Origin of the sequence: Shimia biformata, from assembly GCF_016888515.1 — a bacterium.
Lineage (GTDB): Bacteria > Pseudomonadota > Alphaproteobacteria > Rhodobacterales > Rhodobacteraceae > Shimia_A > Shimia_A biformata.
In genome coordinates, this window is the sequence record NZ_JAFEJK010000003.1 from 230,949 (window position 1) to 247,418 (window position 16,470).

Consider the following 16,470-nt stretch of genomic DNA (forward strand, 5'->3'; position numbering starts at 1 on the left):
GATCAGGGCTGCGGCAGGGCGTTTCAGCGGGCGGAACACGACAACTCTCCGTCAGTTCGTCACGGCATAGGCATCGGTGAAGCCCGCACCGTGGATTTTCTTCATCAACTCGTTCTTTTCGGACCGGTTCTGCGCCGGGCCAACCAGCACGCGCCAGTATTTCTTGTCCTTCACGCTCTGGTCCTTGACGATGGGCACCATGCCCGCGGTCCGCATCTGACCGGCGGCGGTCTGAGCGTTGGCCTCGACGCTGAAGATGCCAATCTGGATAAAAGGTTTTTCAAGCGACGACGCCTTGGGCGTGGCTTTGGGGGCTGGCGCCTCAGCGACAGGGGCGGCCGCGATTGGGGCTGGGGCCGCAGTTTCCTCTGCGGCCTCGGCATTCGCGATCGCCGCTTCCGCGGCAGCGACCGTGCCAAGCGCTTTTGTCGCGACCTCGGCACCACTGTCGCTTGCCGGGATTTTCGCAGCTTTCGCGGCCTCAGTCGATTTCTTGGTTTCGGTCTTTTTGGAAGCGTCGGACTCTTTGGGGGGTTCGGTTGCGGCCGGGGTGACTTCGGGCTCTTTGGCCACTTCTTCGCGGCGCAGAGCCGTCACGTTCAGTTCAACCGGCTGTCCCGCAAGCATACCGAGGGCCGAAGCTGCGTCAGATGAAACCTGCAAGCGCGGGCCGGGAATTGCCCGTTCACGCCGGAACAGCGCGCCGATGACGAATTTGCCGTTCGAATTGTTGCGGATAATGACCCGTTCCGGGTCCTTGGCATCCGGGTGCGCAACCCAGACCCCGCCCAGGCTGGGACGCCCATCCCAAAGCCCGGCTTCATTCACCTGGAACACCTCTGGGGCTTCTACATCACGCTCGACAATCTTGGTCGAACGCTGCTGGGTCCCGTCCTCGTCTGCCACGGGCGCAGTCTGGAACGGGTTCAGGCCGTCCCCTTCCTCGCATGCGGCGAGAAACGCAAATGCGCAAAGAGCGGCCATCGAAACCGCGCCTTTGGCCCAGCGGCGCCCCGGTTGGAGTGAGTGTGTCATTGCAAGCCCTCTGCCCTATGCCCTCGGGACCGGTTTGACCGGTCTTCCCTTTGGTCCCGCTCCCCAAAGGGACCACGTTATCGCGCAGTCTAGCGAGGGCAGGCGCACAATAAAAGCCGCGCGTTGACCGATCGGCAATTTTCCCCGCCATTCCTCTTGCAGCCCGTCCTCTGGCAGATTAGGGAGGTCGCGCCGGAGGAGTGGCAGAGTGGTCGAATGCACCGGTCTTGAAAACCGGCGAGGGTTAACGCCCTCCGTGGGTTCGAATCCCACCTCCTCCGCCACCACACAGTTTATTCCAATTTCTCCTGATTGCGAAAACCCGTATTTGTCATTTTATTTAAGTGCTTTGCCTGGTCGTCGCGTTTCTCTTGCGTTTCCTTCGGTTTTATTCAATTCTGTTCCTTGAGTGGTATGGAATGTGGTATGACGAATGCCTCTTTCGGGGAAGCTGACCAAAAAGCTAGTGGAGAATCTCGGCGCTGGGCGTCACGGCGATGGCAACGGATTGTATCTGGTCGTCGATCCATCCGGCGCGCGGCGCTGGATTGTTCGGGTGGTGGTCAAAGGCCAGAAGAACAAGAACGGCGCACCACTGCGTACTGACTTTGGATTGGGCAGTGCCGAGCTAGTGATGCTGAACCAGGCAAGGGAACGTGCACTCGAGTATCGACGCATGGCGAGGCAGGGGCTCAATCCGCGGTTTAATGCTAGGCAAGAGGTCCCGACTTTTGAGGAGGTTGCCCAACAAGTGCATATTGATCGGCTTCCAACCTGGAAAAACGCCAAGCACGGACAGCAATGGATCAATACGCTGCGTGATTATGCTTTTCCCAAAATCGGACGAATGCCGGTCGATGCGATTGGACAGCCTGAGGTGCTGATGTGCCTCTCCCCGATCTGGACCGAGAAACACGAGACCGCGCGACGGTTGTCCCAACGCATGAAGGTTGTTCTGGACGTGGCCAAGTCGAAGGGGTTCCGGAGCGGCGAGAACCCTGTGACGTCGATAAAGGACGCCCAGGTCTTGCCGAAGGTCAAAGCGAAGCCGAAGCATCACAAAGCTATGCGCTGGCAAGATGTACCAGACTTCTACGGCAAACTGCGCACGCGCAATGCCATGGCGGCGAAGGCATTGATGTTCACTTGCCTTACGGCGTCGCGAACCAGCGAGGTTTTGGGTATGCGCTGGGCGGAGATTGATTTTGAAGAGCAGGTGTGGACCTGCCCGCCCGAACGCATGAAGACCGGGAAAGAGCACCGGGTCCCTTTGACCGATGAGATGGTCGCGATCGTGGAGCCTTTGCTGGCCATGCGGTCGGATTACGTCTTTGAAGGTCAGAAGCGTCATCAGCCGCTATCCAATATGGCGATGTTGATGCTGTTGCGGCGCATGAACGCTGAGGGGGCAACCGTGCATGGGTTTCGATCCACCTTTAGAGACTGGGCGGCGGAATGCGCGGATGTCCCTCGCGAGGTGGCCGAGAAAAGCCTCGCGCATACGGTTGGGAGCGATGTTGAGCGGGCGTATGCGCGTTCCGATCTCCTCGACAAGCGCCGCGAACTGATGAATGCATGGTCGCAATTCGTCGCATCCGGTCGCGCTGCGGAGGTGTCATGATTCACACGATCTCTGTTAATCATGAGGAGCTGTTTTTCCTCGAACTGTTTCGTGTTGCGCTCAGCGAAGACAACATCGAGGACCGATTGACGGCCATTCAGTGTGTCAAACATGACGTTGTTGCTAACCAGATAGAGCTGTTCGAAGAGAGGGTTGGCCGCGGTTGGGGTAAAGCTCCGGAAAATGCTGACTTTGCCGAGTGGATGCGGAGCACGTCACCCAAACGCCATGAGGCGCTCTACGCACTGACCCGAGTGTTTGATCGCTACGATGGAGGGAACGAACGCAGGCTGAATGTCGCAGAGCATGTTGGCTTGCTAGCTTATCTTTCCATCCATGATGGCAAGCTCAAAGGCGTCCAAACACCTTCCGGATTGATCCACCAAGTCACCGAGATTGGAAGAAACAGCGGGACACATGGCGCACGCGACCACGATACCGTTCGCAAGTCCTGGCAAACCTATCGCGGTGTTGTGCATCTCGGGATGGCGCTGGACATCTGTGAGCAGCAATCCTTGCCCGCCACCAATGTGCTTCCACTGGCCGAGGAGATTCGGCAGGCTCTCTCGGAAAACTGTCCCAAGAACACAAAAGACCCCTATGTGCCTACTGCCGAGCAGATTTCTTTTGTATTTGAACCAATGACTTAACCTCCCCGATTTGAAGGTCGGGGACTGCACTCATACCGCGGAATGTGAGGGTTTAGCGGCTGTAATCGAATGCAGCCGGAAAGCTCTCAATCATGTCCAAACTGTTTGACGACAATCGCACCTATGTGTTGGGCGATCCCGAGCTCGAACTTTTCGGTGACCGCGCAAAGCTGGCGCAGTGGCGTCACAAGAATAAAGGCCCGGCGTTCTATCGTCTTGGCCGCAAGATTGTCTATCGCGGCTCTGATCTGAATGCCTGGGCCGAAGCGCACCGAGTTGTTCCGGCGGGGCGGGATTGAGCAGATGTCGCCGACGAAAATCGATCCGAACAATGCGCTTCGCGACATGTTTGACTTTGAGACGGAAATCAAGGTGTCTCAAGGTGACCGCGAGCGTCCTTCGAAAGCGCCACCGGCCGGTCGCCGGAAGCGTCGTAAACAGCCTGCTGCGTCGTCAAAATACCTCTCCGTGAAAGCTGTTGCTCACCGCTTCGGGGTGCACAAAGCCACTATTTGGCGTTGGTTCGCAAATAATCCGGACTTTCCCGAGCCGGTGAAGCTGTCGGCGAAGACGACTCGTTGGCGCGAGGAAGATCTCGAGGAATACGAACGTCGACTCGCCCGGGCTGCAAAGTGCCGCGCACAGGAAGCCAACTCCAAGACGGGAGCGAAGCCGTGAGTCGCTCCTACAAGGATGTTCATCTCAAGAAGCATTATGTTTACTCCGTCGATGAGCTCATGGCGGAATGCGATGTGGTGCGCAACACTGTCTCGAACTGGCGACGAGATGGGTTACGGGCGTCTGATGACAATCACCCTTTGATGTTCAACGGAGCGGAGGTAATCCGTTTCCACAAAAAGCGGCGGGCAAGAACCAACTCTCCCTTGCGTGTGGGTCAGTTCAAATGCGTGGCCTGCAAGGGCCGTGTTTTTCCAGACATCGAGTCCGTTCAAATAGACCAATCCAGTAGCGGCTCGTGTTTGGCTTTCGGGCAGTGTCCGGACTGCGGAACACGGGTTAGGAAGCGTTTGACTGCGACCAATTGCGACAAAATCAAAGTCTGCATCGATACCAATACCAGCCTGGACTCCCTAGACGAAGAAATAGAGGAGACCCCGGTTAGTATTGTGAATGATGGGCATTGCGAGAACGAGACATTTTCCAAACCAAATGATCGCATCATCCACGCATGGCTGGCTCGTGCTGGCTGTTGGGACGTCAAAACGACGGATGCCAAGAATGCGACCATTCGAACCTTCGAGACGTTTTGCCACGAAAAGTGCTTCTCGAAGCTGAATGTGTCGGACGTTGGCGGCTTCCGAGAAGAGTTGAAGCGAAGTGTTGACCCGGCCTCTCAGCATCTCCACCGTCCGCCACAAGGCATCCCACTTGCGAGGTTTTCTTTCCTGGTTGATCAATCAGGATGGGTACAAGGGGTTGAACAGATCTTTGTCTGATTACCTTCAACTTCCCAAGCGGTTCAGTGCCGCCCCTTTGAACACAGACACACGGTACGTGCCGACAGTTCCCGACGCTCTGAAAATGCTCACGGAAATGCCAACTGGAACCATCAAGGAACGCCGAGATCGTGCCATGGTCGCCATTGCGTTCCTCGGCGCTTTGCGTGCCGATACGGTCACGTCGCTTTGGCTGAAACACGTAAACTTTGATACCCGTCTCATTTACCAGAATGCCAGCGAGGTGCGCGCCAAGAACGGGAAAAGCCTCAAGGTAGAGTTTTTCCCGATGCCCGAAGAGTTTGAGAAGGCAGTGAGAGACTGGAAGGAGGAGCTTCTGGAACTAGGGTTTACAGACAAAGACGCGTTGTTTCCCGACGAAAGCAACCTGCCCGCGGATCACATCGGTGAAGATCGAGATCCGGTGCCCGTCATGTCTTCGACACATGCAATTGCCAACGCGTTCAAGATTGCATCGAAACCCTTGGGCCAAACGGTGACGCCACATAATGCAAAGCACTGCATCGGTAATCTTGGTGTCGTTATGTGCCCTAGGCTCAGGACCCATTGATTTCCGCCGTTCGGCGTGATTCATCGCGCATAAAACAAGCGGTGAACATGTCTGACCTTTTCTGGCTGAGCGACGAGCAGATGGCCCGTCTGGAACCCTTCTTCCCAAAGTCCTATGGGAAACCCCGCGTCGACGATCGGCGCGTGCTGAGCGGCATTGTCTTCATCAATCGCAATGGGTTACGGTGGCGCGACGCGCCCAGGGAATACGGACCGCACAAGACACTTTACAATCGCTGGAAACGGTGGAGCGACAAGGGCATCTTCGCCGAGATGCTGATTGGTTTGGCCGCTGATCATGGTGAAGAGAAGACGGTCATGATCGACGCAACATATCTCAAAGCTCATCGCACGGCGTCCAGCCTTGCGGTGAAAAAGGGGGGCGTGGCCGTCTGATCGGTCGAACCAAGGGCGGTATGAACACAAAGCTGCACGCTATCTGCGACAGCCAAGGGCGCCCTCTGAACCTCTTTGTGACTGCCGGTCAGGTCAGCGATTACATCGGCGCACGAGCTTTGGTGGGCAGCTTGCCAAACGTCAAGTGGCTGCTCGGCGACCGGGGTTATGACGCTGATTGGTTCAGAGAATCGTTGCAAGACAAAGGGATACGCGCCTGCATGCCTGGTAGAAAGCAGCACAAGAAAACCGTCAAATACGACAAGCGCAGATACAAGCGGCGCAACCGCATCGAGATCATGTTTGGCAGACTTAAAGACTGGCGGCGGGTGGCAACACGATACGACAGGTGCCCAAAGGTCTTCCTGTCGGCAATCGCGTTGGCAGTCCTCGTCATTTACTGGCTATGAGTCCTGAGCCTAACAACCATTCTATCTGTCTCCGTTTGGAAACATCGACACGCCTTGCGCAGAGCATCACGCGTCGGGGCGCTGGCACAAAAACGGGTGGTTCGACGCATCTTCAACTCGATCAGAAACGGTATAGCGAAAAAGAATACTCAAGCGCTGCATTTGGACATCGTGCCTTTCTATGATCTCAGAACTTTTCACGGCAAGGAATGGCTCGACGCCACGAGTTTAGCGATCCAATTTCTCCTCGGGAAGACGAAGTCCTAAGAATTTTTTGATTCCAAGTTGGGGATGCACTTTGGCTTCGAACCAGCGTGATGATCCAAAACTCCCATGGCGATTTACCCCTAGGCGCAAGACAATCCATTCACACTTGAATTGCATGGGCCGTCATTAGAATTATCAGAGCCTGTCGGCCTCTAGACAGACGGGCTTTGCATCGTTGTCGGGATGTTTTCTTTGAAGATGATCCGTGGTTCGATGAATTTCCGCATCAGGGTCGGCAACGACGTCGCGATGGACCCCAATAGCGCAATAACAGCTTGTTCAGCGATCAGCCGCGCGTTCTGATCGATGACGGCGTCCACCGTTCCGTCCAACAGAAACTTACGAGATTCGTCGGTATGGTCGTGACAGATAAAGACGACCTCTTGCGCGCGCCCGGCTTCCTTCAATGCCTGAGCCACTCCCGACCGACCGCCCCCGACACAATATAGCCCTGATATTCCCGGATCTTCGGCAAGCAGCGATTTCACAAGATCATAGCTTTCAGTTCGGCCATCCTGCACCTCGCCGGAACTGGTGACGGTGATTCCCGGAAACTCCTCTTGCAGGATCGAGCGATACCCCATCTCACGCTCTTCATGGCCGCGATACCGACGTGATCCGAGAATGATGCCGACACGTGCCGGACGCTTTCCGATAAGCCTGCCAGTCAGCAATCCGGCAACCCGTCCGGCGGCTACATTGTCGACCCCGACATAAGCCGCGCGCGGGATCGAGGGCACGTCGGACGCGATGGTCACAACCCGAGTGCCGGTCTGAGTCAGATCCTTAAGCAGCTCACGAGTGCGGGGGTGGTCGGTCGCGACGACTCCGACGCCACTGGTGCTTGGGGATAATTCGGCTGCGGCTTCCTCAAGGTGTTCCGGTTCCAACCCCTTCAGCTGATGCAGTTTGACCGATGCGACCAGTGGCAACCGGTCGCAGAAATCCTCGATCTGATAGGCCAACTCACGAAGAAAGGCGTTGGTGCCGATCGGCATCAGAAACTCAAGTTGCGCCGGTTGTGCGGGCATCGGGGTGCTGTCTTCCTCGGGTAGGTAACCAAGGTCGCGTGCCACAGACAGGACCTTGTGTCGCGCGGAGGCGCTGACTCCTGGGCGATTGTTGAGAACCCGGTCAACGGTCGCCGTGGACAACCCTGACCGGTCCGAAATGGTTTTGATGGTAGCCTTTTTCATCACATCCTCCGATGCTGTTTGATGTTCTACGGGAAAAAATGAATCAAGAAAATATGTGATTTGATGTTTTTTGATGTTTTTCTGATTTGAGTGTTTGCATCCTTCCCCGATAGGAGTCTCGCAAGACAACGGGAGGACACCGTGAAAAGATTCGAAGGACGTCGCATTCTGGTGACCGGAGCTGCCGGCGGGTTGGGGACGGCACTTTGCGCCCGGCTTGTCGCGGAAGGTGCACATGTTATCGGCACTGATGTATCAGCGAAAAAGCTGGCCGGTTTGGAGGCGTCGATAGCTTCGAATGCAGGCACACTAACGACCGCCTGCATTGATCAGTCGGATCCGAAGGCCGCAGGTCAGGCCGTCAAGACAGTTATCGCGACCCAGGGGAAAATCGACTCGCTTGTCAACAACGCCGGCATCTACCCCAAGGCGACAGCCGAGGAACAGGACGTTGACGAAATGAGAAATGTGATTGATGTCAACGCTATAGCGGCAACATCGATCATGGGAGCCGTGGTTCCCGACATGCGCCGCGCGGGATTTGGCCGGATCATCAATGTGTCCTCGATCACCTTTTCGCTCGGATTTGCCGAACTGTCGGCATACGTCGCGTCAAAGGGCGCATTGATAGGGTTGGCGCGGGTCTGGGCACGCGAGCTGGGCCCTGACGGCATTACTGTAAACTGCATATCGCCCGGTGCGTTCCAGACCGATGCCGAGAAAATCCACCCTGACCCCGAGGGCTACAACCGCTTCGTTCTGGATCAGCAATCGATCAAGCGGCGGGGCACTCCGGAAGATTTCGCGCATGCCGCTGCATTTCTTCTGGATGCCGAAAGCGGCTTTGTAACGGGACAGAATTTCCTGATTGACGGCGGATGGGTGATGCAATGAGCGGAACAGTTGATTTTGAAGTTGATGGGTTTGTCGCGACGATCACCCTCAATCGGCCCGAAAAGCTGAACGCGGTCAGCCGCGAGATGGCGCGGCAGATGGATGTGGCGGTCGCGCGTTGTAACTCTGAGGATATCCGCGCTGTGATCTTCACGGGCGCCGGCGACCGAGCTTTCTGCGCCGGCACCGACGTGAAGCAGCTGGACGAGTTCGACACGATCTGGGGCATTCGCAACCGCGAGGACTATTGCGCCGCCGTGCGCCGTATCCGCCGCCCCGTGATCTGCGCGATCAATGGTTACGCGTTGGGCGGCGGGCTGGAAATGGCGATGGGGGCGGATATCCGCATCGCGTCCGAGACCGCGAAGATCGGCGCACCAGAGATCAAGCTCGGCTGGATTGGTGGCGGCGGAATGGCGGTGCACCTGTCACGCTCGGCGGGTATGTCAAACGCGGCTTTGATGTTGATGACGGGTGACCCGATAGATGCTGAAACCGCCTGCAAGTGGGGGCTGGTCAGCGAGGTCTGTGCGCGCGACGCGCTGTTGCCCCGCGCCCGTGAGATAGCTGCCGCGATTGCCGCGCGAGCGCCCATTGCCGCCGAACACGCCAAGCTGAACCTGGATGCGGCGGCCAACATGCCCGCCGATCACGCAATGCGCTACGAGCTGGACCTGCAAACCGTGGCTTTCGCCACGGAGGATGCCGACGAAGGCCGCAAAGCCTTTGCCGAGAATCGACCCCCGAACTTCAAACGGCGCTGAGCGTCGCCATCACTCACGTTTCAAATAGGGAGGAACCAACATGAAACGTATTTTGACTGCCGCCGTCTGTGCGGCTGCGCTGGCCGGACCGGCCATGGCTGAAAACAAGCAGGTTTTCTACTTGCTGAGCCATGGCGGAGAAAGCGACCCGTTCTGGATCGACTGGAACGCCGGTGTTCAGAATGCCTGCGAGTTGATGCAGGTCACTTGCAACGTGTCTTTTGCCGGCGGTGACAGCGCCGTGCAGAAAGAGGCATTCAACGCTGCAATCGCGTCCGAGCCTGACGGCATTGCCACCACCTCGGCCCAACCGGGTCTATGGTCGGAAGAAGTCAAGTTGGCCAAGGGCAACGGTATCCCTGTGGTCTATTTCAACACCGATGACCCGGATACAGGCCGCGACGCCTATGTGGGTGCCGACCTGCGCGGCGCCGGAGTGCTGTGGGCCAACTATCTGGTCGACAAGGGCCTCGTGAAAGAAGGCGATCACGTCTTCCTGCCCGTTGAGGTGCCTGGCGCGTCGTATCAGCAGCTTGAAACCGAGGGTATCGCATCCGTGTTCGACCCGCTGGGCATCACATATGACGTGGTCGATGCTGGTGTCGATCCGGCAGGCGTCATCAACAAGATGGGCGAATACATGATCGCCAATGACGTCGACGCGGTGATTGCCCTTGGCGACCTTGTGGCGTCGTCGGTCAAACGCGTGTTTGACAATGTGGGCGTTCAGCCCGGCTCGATCCCCGTCACCGGCTGGGGCAACTCGAAAGAGACAGCCGAAGCGGTGCGCGATGGCTATGTCAACGCCGCGTTGTGGCAGTATCCGTCGGCACAAGGGTTCATGCCCGTCGCGTTGCTGAAGCTCGCCGCCGACAACAACCCGATCGGCTACAACATCATCACGCTGAATCTTTACGACAAAGACAGCGTCCAGCCGATCCTCGATCTCTATGCAGAGTAATCCGACAATAGCCCCACCCGAGACGGGTGGGGCGCCCCTGCCACCAAAGGGACATAGCACAATGGCCTCCGCCACCATGTCGTCGGCGCTGAAAAAGCCCGAGACCACATCATTCATTATCCTGGTCCTGGTCGTGATCGGCTTTACGCTGGCCAATGACCGGTTCCTGTCACCGCTCAACATCTCGAACCTGCTGGCCTTCATGCCCGAGTTGGGGATCATCGCCTTGGGCATGACCCTATTGCTGACCGCAGGAGAGTTCGACCTGTCCGTCGGCGCAGTCTTTGCCTTCACGCCTGTGTCCACCATGCTGTTGGTGCAGAACGGCGGGGTCGGGCTGGAACTGGCGCTGATCATCGCCTTCGCTGCCACCTTCTGTATCGGGGCGCTGAATGGCATACTTGTCACCAAGATCGGCATTTCGTCATTTCTTGTGACACTGTCGATGCTGCTGATAGTGCGCGGCGCGTCGCTGTTCCTGACCCAGGGCTTCCCGCTGAAAAGCTGGGACGAGGAAAGCTGGATCCGCACAATCCTTGCTGGCAGCTTTTACGTGGGCGGCATCCGCATCTATGCCTCGCTGATCTGGTTTGGATTGCTCAGCCTGTTCGCGCTATATGTGCTGAACGTCGCCAAGGTGGGCAACTGGATCACCGCCATCGGGTCGAACCGCAATGCAGCCGTGGCGCGTGGGGTTCCTGCCGACAAGGTCAAGATCTGGCTGTTTATCGCCACGTCGATGCTGGCGGGTCTGGCAGGCGTAATCTCGTCGCTTCGCATCTCGTCGGCTTCACCGGTCGCAGGCAGCCAATACGAACTGGAGGTGATCGCCATGGTGGTTGTCGGCGGCACGGCGCTGACCGGCGGGCGCGGCACGATCATCGGCACGATCATCGGTGTCCTGATGCTGCGCATCATCCGCAACGGCATCGTGCTGGTGGGTGTCCCGGGCCTCGCGTTCAACATCTTCGTTGGTGTGATCATCCTCGCCATGCTGGTCCTGCACGCAAAGCTGCACAAATCCTCGGAAAGGAAGTGATCATGGGCCATGTCATGAAACTCGAAGGGATCGAGAAGAATTTCGGCTCGATCAAGGCGCTGCAAGGTGTCGATCTGGAGGTGCGCGAGGGAGAGGTTCTGGCGCTGCTTGGCGACAACGGCGCGGGTAAGTCGACGCTGATCAAGACGATCTCGGGCATTTACCCCATCGACGGGGGGCAAATCACGGTGGACGGAAAAGCCGCCCAGATCAACAGCCCGAAAGATGCGATGAATCTGGGGATTGAGACAATCCATCAGGACACGTCGCTTGCCCCTGACCTGTCGATCGCCCGCAACCTTTTCCTGGGTCGTGAACCGGTGACCATTCCGGCTTTGGGGGTCTTTGCGCCTCTGGACCTGACACGGCTCAAGGAAGAGGCCGCGAAGCTCTTGAAGCGGGTCGGGATTTCCAAGAACCTTGATGCCGATGCGCCGGTGGCGTCGCTGTCTGGCGGGGAACGTCAGTCCATCGCCATCAGCCGCGCGATGCAGTTCTTTGCCAAGCTGATCATCCTTGACGAGCCAACCAACAACCTTGGCGTCGAGGAAACCAACGGCGTCCTGAAGTTCATCCGAGAGGTGCGCGAGGCAGGTCATTCGGTGATCTACATCACGCACAACATCCATCACGTGATGAACGTGGCTGACCGCGCCGTGGTCATGCGGCAGGGGCGGATTGTGGCTGACTTGATGATCAAGGACACCGACCTCTTGTCGCTGGAAGCGATCATCATGGGGGCAGAGCCGGAAGAGTTGGCCGCCGAGATGCGCGGGAAGGCACATTGACATGAAGCTTTACGGAGAAACCCTGTCCCGGCGCGAGGTCGCGTCCCGCGCCGGTGACATGTCGCAATTCGCCGGAGTGCGCCTGATGACTCTGGGCGACGGGCTTGAGCGGGGGATTCGCATGCTCGAATTCCGCTCCGGCACGGGGCTGCGCTTCACCGTTCTGGTGGATCGCTGTATGGATGTCGCGGATTGCGACTATCGCGGGATGGCGGTGGGCTGGAACTCCCCGTCGGGCTTTCGCCATCCCGCCCTTCACGAATATGAGGGCGAAGGCGGGCTGGGCTTCCTGCGGTCGTTCTCGGGGCTGATGATCACCTGCGGCATGGATCATATCCTGTTCATGAATGATGTGGATGCAGGCAACTACAACTATGGTCCGCGCCCAACGGCGTCTCATTCGATCCACGGGCGGGCCGGAACCATTCCGGCGCGGCTGACAGGTTACGGCGAACGTTGGGACGGAGACCGTTGTTTCCTCTGGGCCGAAGGCGTGGTGCGGCAGGCGGCGGTTTTTGGCGAATACCTTGAAATGACCCGCCGGATCGAGATCGAGGTGGGCACAAACGACATCCAGCTACACGACGTGGTGCGGAATGCAGGGTTCTACGAGACCCCCCACATGTATTGCTATCACATCAATGTCGGCCATCCGGTTCTGGCTGAAGGCTCGCGTTATCTTGCGCCGATCCATGATGTGGTCTGGGCCGCGCATGAGCAGACCTACCGCGATCAGGGTGTTGGGTATCGCACTTTCCCTGGACCGCAGGACGGTTTCCACGAACAGGTCTGGCAGCATGATATGACGCCCGATACGGACGGGAGTGTTTCTGTCGCGCTGGTCAATGACGCGCTGTCGCTTGGTTTCGAAGTCATCACCCAGAAGGATCAGTTCCCAGCCATGTATGAATGGCAAAACCTGCAAGCCGGGCAATACGCGTTGGGGATCGAACCTTCTACGAACCATGTTCTGGGCAATCAGGCCGCGCGTGACCGCGGTGAAATGATCTGGCTCGGTCATGGCGAGGAACGCCACTATGACAGCACGTTCCGCATCCTCACCTCGAGCGATGAGATCAAGGAAGCCGAAGCGCGCGTGGCGCACCAATCGCAACCCGACGAAGATTTTCCTGCCCTTTCCGGCAATTTTCCCAAAATCGAAGGGCGGCGCGCAATGCGGTCGCCGATGAAGAAAGACAATTGAGATGAGTATCCTCGAAGGTATCCGCGTGCTGGATTGTTCGATCGCCATGGCGGGCCCGTTCGCGGCACAGCGCATGGGCGACATGGGGGCGGATGTGATCAAGGTTGAACCAACATCCGGCGAATGGCAGCGGCACGCTTCGGCTGGCGGGGCGAAAGGCAACAAGGTCAATGTGTCGTTCCTGTCGCTGAACCGGAACAAGCGGTCCTTGTCTGTCGACCTGAAGTCCGACGAAGGCCGCAAGGTGCTGCTGGAAGCGGTGAAAACGGCGGATGTGTTCCTGCAGAATTATCGCCCCGGTGTCGCCAAGCGACTGGGCGTGGATTACGAGACCCTGTCGGCGGTGAACCCCAAGCTGATCTATATCGCCATGTCAGGCTATGGCGAGGACGGGCCCTATGCCATGCGCCCCGGTCAGGACCTGATCCTGCAGGGCATGTCGGGCGCTATGAAGTCGGCGGGCCGCGCTGGCGAGCCGCCCAATGCCGCCGGACAATACCTTGTCGATGCGATCACCGCCTATACCGCGTTCGAAGGCGCGCTGGCGGCGCTGTTCCACCGCGAGCGCACAGGCGAGGGCCAGAAGGTCGAAGTCAACATGTTGGACGCAATTACCGCGCTCCAGATGCAGGAATTGACCGTCTTCACCAAGGGCGGCATCCCGCAGACCCGCAGTGAAGAACCGCATGCGCATGTCTATATTCGCGCGCCTTACGGGGCGTTCCAGACTTCGGACGGGTATATCATCCTGGCCTTTCCGCCGCTGGACGTGCTGGGTGATCTGATCGGCAATGACCGTCTAAAGGAACTCGACGCCGAGACGCATGGGTTCAGTCATCGCGATGAGATCTTCCGCATCACCCGCGAAGCAATGGTAACGCGACCTTCGGCAGAGTGGCTGGACCTGTTTGACAAAGCCGGCATTTGGGCCGGGCCGGTCTATGGTTATGAGGATCTGGTGAATGATCCCCAGATCAAACACAATGGCACATTTGTCGAATACAACCACCCGACCGAAGGCCCTGTTAAGTCGCCAGGCTTCCCGATCCGATTCAGCAAGACCCCAAGCAAGGTGCAACGTGGTGCGCCGCTGAATGGAGAGCACACCGAGGAAGTGCTGCGGGATCTCGGGTTTTCGCAACCGGATATCGACAAACTGGTCGCGGCCGGCGCCGTGTTCGCAGGGAAGACAGCATGACCGAGGTCGTCCGTGGTCTGACTTGGGACCACCCGCGCGGCAAGGACGCGCTGATCGCCGCCGCCGCCACGCTAGACCCAGTGCGAGACGGGCTTTCACTGACGTGGGATGTGCAACCCTTGGAAGGGTTCGAAAGCGCACCGATAGCAGAGCTGTGCGCCAATTACGACGTGGTGGTCATGGATCATCCGCATCTGGGTGAGGCGCTGGCGCGTGGTTGTTTGCAGCCGTGGGACGAACAGGTAGACGCCGCGTGGATCGAGGCACTTGGCCGCGATACAGTGGGCCCCAGCCTCGCAAGCTATCATCTGAACGGCAAACTCTGGGCGCTGCCGCTAGATGCCGCGACGCAGGTCTCGGCCCGGCGCGGCGACCTGTTGGCTGAAGTTCCTGATACATGGGAGGAGGTGCTCCGACTGTCCGAGAGAACGGGCCGCGTTGCCCTCTCCTGGGGCGGGCCGCACCCGATCCTCAGCCTGATGTCGATTTGCGTCTCGTTGGGTGAAGATCCGGGTCGGGGAGAGGCCTTCATCACGGATCGGTCCCTTGGCCAAGAGGCCATCGATATCCTTTTCCGCCTTGCCGAGCGGCAACCGAAAGCAACGCAGGACCTCAATCCGATCGGCCTCCTGGATCATATGACACGGGCCGATGACACAATCTACTGTCCGCTCGTTTATGGCTATGTGAACTATGCCGCGCCGGTTCAGGGCAACGCGCTGACCTTCGGCAACGCACCCGCTGGCCGATCGGGACGACGGGGCACCGTGATTGGTGGAACCGGTCTCGCCCTGTCAACGCGGTTCACGCCAGGACCTTTCCTCATCGGCCACCTGACTGGATTGCTCTCGGCTGAGACCCAAAGCGGGTTCATCCCCGACAACAACGGTCAACCCTCGTTGCGGAGCGCATGGACCGATCCGAAAGTGAATGCCGACTGGGGTCGGTTCTACTCGGACACGCTCGAAACCATCGAGACCGCCTACGTCCGCCCACGACACGATGGATACATTGCGTTTCAAACCTTGGCATCAAAGGCCCTGAGAACCGCGGTGTCGGATCAAACGAATCCCAAGAAGATTTGGTCTCGGTTGGAAGAGATTTGGCTAAAAATAGCTTCCGAAGCAGAACAATGAGCGGCAGTTACGGCCTTCATCGGCGCTAGGCATATTTTGACTGCGCCTAGGCTCAGGACCCATTGATTTCCGCCGTTCGGCGTGATTCATCGCGCATAAAACAAGCGGTGAACATGTCTGACCTTTTCTGGCTGAGCGACGAGCAGATGGCCCGTCTGGAACCCTTCTTCCCAAAGTCCTATGGGAAACCCCGCGTCGACGATCGGCGCGTGCTGAGCGGCATTGTCTTCATCAATCGCAATGGGTTACGGTGGCGCGACGCGCCCAGGGAATACGGACCGCACAAGACACTTTACAATCGCTGGAAACGGTGGAGCGACAAGGGCATCTTCGCCGAGATGCTGATTGGTTTGGCCGCTGATCATGGTGAAGAGAAGACGGTCATGATCGACGCAACATATCTCAAAGCTCATCGCACGGCGTCCAGCCTTGCGGTGAAAAAGGGGGGCGTGGCCGTCTGATCGGTCGAACCAAGGGCGGTATGAACACAAAGCTGCACGCTATCTGCGACAGCCAAGGGCGCCCTCTGAACCTCTTTGTGACTGCCGGTCAGGTCAGCGATTACATCGGCGCACGAGCTTTGGTGGGCAGCTTGCCAAACGTCAAGTGGCTGCTCGGCGACCGGGGTTATGACGCTGATTGGTTCAGAGAATCGTTGCAAGACAAAGGGATACGCGCCTGCATGCCTGGTAGAAAGCAGCACAAGAAAACCGTCAAATACGACAAGCGCAGATACAAGCGGCGCAACCGCATCGAGATCATGTTTGGCAGACTTAAAGACTGGCGGCGGGTGGCAACACGATACGACAGGTGCCCAAAGGTCTTCCTGTCGGCAATCGCGTTGGCAGTCCTCGTCATTTACTGGCTATGAGTCCTGAGCCTAA

The 16,470-nt window shown here is 58.1% G+C and carries 18 protein-coding genes and 1 tRNA gene; 17 read left to right on the forward strand and 2 right to left on the reverse strand.

The features are described 5' to 3' along the window. Window positions 1-51: 51 nt before the first annotated feature. On the reverse strand, window positions 52-1,035 hold the full coding sequence (locus JQ863_RS18160) for an SPOR domain-containing protein (RefSeq protein WP_204115751.1): 984 nt from the start codon (window positions 1,033-1,035) through the stop codon (window positions 52-54). Window positions 1,036-1,229: 194 nt separating this feature from the next. Here JQ863_RS18160 and JQ863_RS18165 point away from each other — a divergent pair. From JQ863_RS18165 to JQ863_RS18200, 8 genes are all read left to right on the forward strand, one after another. Beyond that, window positions 1,230-1,319, forward strand: a tRNA-Ser gene (locus JQ863_RS18165). 149 nt (window positions 1,320-1,468) lie between these two features. Continuing rightward, entirely contained in the window at window positions 1,469-2,656 is a 1,188-nt protein-coding gene (locus JQ863_RS18170) for a tyrosine-type recombinase/integrase (protein WP_204115752.1), read from the forward strand. Then, entirely contained in the window at window positions 2,653-3,306 is a 654-nt protein-coding gene (locus JQ863_RS18175; protein WP_204115753.1) for a hypothetical protein, read from the forward strand. Before JQ863_RS18170 ends, JQ863_RS18175 begins: the two co-directional genes overlap by 4 nt. A 92-nt stretch (window positions 3,307-3,398) precedes the next feature. After that, window positions 3,399-3,605, forward strand: a complete 207-nt coding sequence (locus JQ863_RS18180; protein ID WP_204115754.1) for a helix-turn-helix domain-containing protein — start codon at window positions 3,399-3,401, stop codon at window positions 3,603-3,605. A 4-nt stretch (window positions 3,606-3,609) separates the two neighbouring features. Continuing rightward, entirely contained in the window at window positions 3,610-3,984 is a 375-nt protein-coding gene (locus tag JQ863_RS18185; RefSeq protein WP_239113570.1) for a helix-turn-helix transcriptional regulator, read from the forward strand. Beyond that, entirely contained in the window at window positions 3,981-4,763 is a 783-nt protein-coding gene (locus JQ863_RS18190; protein ID WP_204115755.1) for a MerR family transcriptional regulator, read from the forward strand. The genes JQ863_RS18185 and JQ863_RS18190 overlap by 4 nt, the downstream gene beginning before the upstream one ends. 58 nt (window positions 4,764-4,821) lie before the next feature. After that, the gene (locus JQ863_RS18195) at window positions 4,822-5,334 is read left to right on the forward strand and encodes a site-specific integrase (RefSeq protein WP_204115756.1); all 513 of its coding nucleotides are present in this window, start codon (window positions 4,822-4,824) and stop codon (window positions 5,332-5,334) included. Between the two features lie 47 nt (window positions 5,335-5,381). Continuing rightward, window positions 5,382-6,139 (forward strand): IS5 family transposase gene (locus tag JQ863_RS18200; protein WP_204115757.1). Its coding sequence is split into 2 segments (ribosomal slippage): window positions 5,382-5,703 and window positions 5,703-6,139, totalling 759 coding nucleotides; the frame shifts between segments, so codons are not numbered across the junction. A gap of 419 nt (window positions 6,140-6,558) precedes the next feature. On the opposite strand, the gene JQ863_RS18205 is transcribed toward JQ863_RS18200, so the two are convergent. Next, window positions 6,559-7,602 (reverse strand): LacI family DNA-binding transcriptional regulator, encoded by a 1,044-nt coding sequence (locus tag JQ863_RS18205; protein ID WP_204115758.1) that lies wholly within the window; start codon window positions 7,600-7,602, stop codon window positions 6,559-6,561. Window positions 7,603-7,692: 90 nt separating this feature from the next. Here JQ863_RS18205 and JQ863_RS18210 point away from each other — a divergent pair, with 90 nt between their 5' ends. From JQ863_RS18210 to JQ863_RS18250, 9 genes are all read left to right on the forward strand, one after another. Then, complete coding sequence (locus JQ863_RS18210) at window positions 7,693-8,496, forward strand: SDR family oxidoreductase (protein WP_204115759.1); 804 nt, start codon at window positions 7,693-7,695, stop codon at window positions 8,494-8,496. Further along, window positions 8,493-9,260 carry an enoyl-CoA hydratase/isomerase family protein gene (locus JQ863_RS18215; protein WP_204115760.1) on the forward strand — a complete coding sequence of 256 codons (768 nt, stop codon included), beginning with the start codon at window positions 8,493-8,495 and terminating at the stop codon, window positions 9,258-9,260. The genes JQ863_RS18210 and JQ863_RS18215 overlap by 4 nt, the downstream gene beginning before the upstream one ends. A gap of 40 nt (window positions 9,261-9,300) precedes the next feature. Next, window positions 9,301-10,221 carry a sugar ABC transporter substrate-binding protein gene (locus JQ863_RS18220; RefSeq protein WP_204115761.1) on the forward strand — a complete coding sequence of 307 codons (921 nt, stop codon included), beginning with the start codon at window positions 9,301-9,303 and terminating at the stop codon, window positions 10,219-10,221. Window positions 10,222-10,282: 61 nt separating this feature from the next. Next, a complete protein-coding gene (locus tag JQ863_RS18225) occupies window positions 10,283-11,260 on the forward strand; it encodes an ABC transporter permease (protein ID WP_204115762.1) in 978 nt (325 codons plus the stop codon). 2 nt (window positions 11,261-11,262) lie between these two features. Further along, complete coding sequence (locus tag JQ863_RS18230) at window positions 11,263-12,048, forward strand: ATP-binding cassette domain-containing protein (RefSeq protein ID WP_204115763.1); 786 nt, start codon at window positions 11,263-11,265, stop codon at window positions 12,046-12,048. A 1-nt stretch (window position 12,049) separates the two neighbouring features. After that, complete coding sequence (locus JQ863_RS18235; protein ID WP_204115764.1) at window positions 12,050-13,252, forward strand: aldose 1-epimerase family protein; 1,203 nt, start codon at window positions 12,050-12,052, stop codon at window positions 13,250-13,252. A 1-nt stretch (window position 13,253) separates the two neighbouring features. Beyond that, window positions 13,254-14,450: a CaiB/BaiF CoA transferase family protein gene (locus tag JQ863_RS18240; protein WP_204115765.1), complete on the forward strand. Its 1,197-nt coding sequence runs from the start codon at window positions 13,254-13,256 to the stop codon at window positions 14,448-14,450. Beyond that, window positions 14,447-15,586 carry a type 2 periplasmic-binding domain-containing protein gene (locus tag JQ863_RS18245; RefSeq protein WP_204115766.1) on the forward strand — a complete coding sequence of 380 codons (1,140 nt, stop codon included), beginning with the start codon at window positions 14,447-14,449 and terminating at the stop codon, window positions 15,584-15,586. The genes JQ863_RS18240 and JQ863_RS18245 overlap by 4 nt, the downstream gene beginning before the upstream one ends. A 113-nt stretch (window positions 15,587-15,699) precedes the next feature. Beyond that, window positions 15,700-16,457 (forward strand): IS5 family transposase gene (locus JQ863_RS18250; RefSeq protein ID WP_204115757.1). Its coding sequence is split into 2 segments (ribosomal slippage): window positions 15,700-16,021 and window positions 16,021-16,457, totalling 759 coding nucleotides; the frame shifts between segments, so codons are not numbered across the junction. The last annotated feature ends 13 nt before the right edge of the window (window positions 16,458-16,470 follow it).

Bases quoted from the DNA above. Each gene is read 5' to 3' on its own strand.
- JQ863_RS18235 (WP_204115764.1), top strand. From the start codon at position 12,050: ATGAAGCTTTACGGAGAAACCCTGTCCCGGCGCGAGGTCGCGTCCCGC.
- JQ863_RS18220 (WP_204115761.1), top strand. From the start codon at position 9,301: ATGAAACGTATTTTGACTGCCGCCGTCTGTGCGGCTGCGCTGGCCGGA.
- JQ863_RS18230 (WP_204115763.1), top strand. From the start codon at position 11,263: ATGGGCCATGTCATGAAACTCGAAGGGATCGAGAAGAATTTCGGCTCG.
- JQ863_RS18240 (WP_204115765.1), top strand. From the start codon at position 13,254: ATGAGTATCCTCGAAGGTATCCGCGTGCTGGATTGTTCGATCGCCATG.
- JQ863_RS18170 (WP_204115752.1), top strand. From the start codon at position 1,469: ATGCCTCTTTCGGGGAAGCTGACCAAAAAGCTAGTGGAGAATCTCGGC.
- JQ863_RS18185 (WP_239113570.1), top strand. From the start codon at position 3,610: ATGTCGCCGACGAAAATCGATCCGAACAATGCGCTTCGCGACATGTTT.
- JQ863_RS18245 (WP_204115766.1), top strand. From the start codon at position 14,447: ATGACCGAGGTCGTCCGTGGTCTGACTTGGGACCACCCGCGCGGCAAG.
- JQ863_RS18225 (WP_204115762.1), top strand. From the start codon at position 10,283: ATGGCCTCCGCCACCATGTCGTCGGCGCTGAAAAAGCCCGAGACCACA.
- JQ863_RS18175 (WP_204115753.1), top strand. From the start codon at position 2,653: ATGATTCACACGATCTCTGTTAATCATGAGGAGCTGTTTTTCCTCGAA.
- JQ863_RS18205 (WP_204115758.1), bottom strand. From the start codon at position 7,602: ATGAAAAAGGCTACCATCAAAACCATTTCGGACCGGTCAGGGTTGTCC.
- JQ863_RS18180 (WP_204115754.1), top strand. From the start codon at position 3,399: ATGTCCAAACTGTTTGACGACAATCGCACCTATGTGTTGGGCGATCCC.
- JQ863_RS18215 (WP_204115760.1), top strand. From the start codon at position 8,493: ATGAGCGGAACAGTTGATTTTGAAGTTGATGGGTTTGTCGCGACGATC.
- JQ863_RS18160 (WP_204115751.1), bottom strand. From the start codon at position 1,035: ATGACACACTCACTCCAACCGGGGCGCCGCTGGGCCAAAGGCGCGGTT.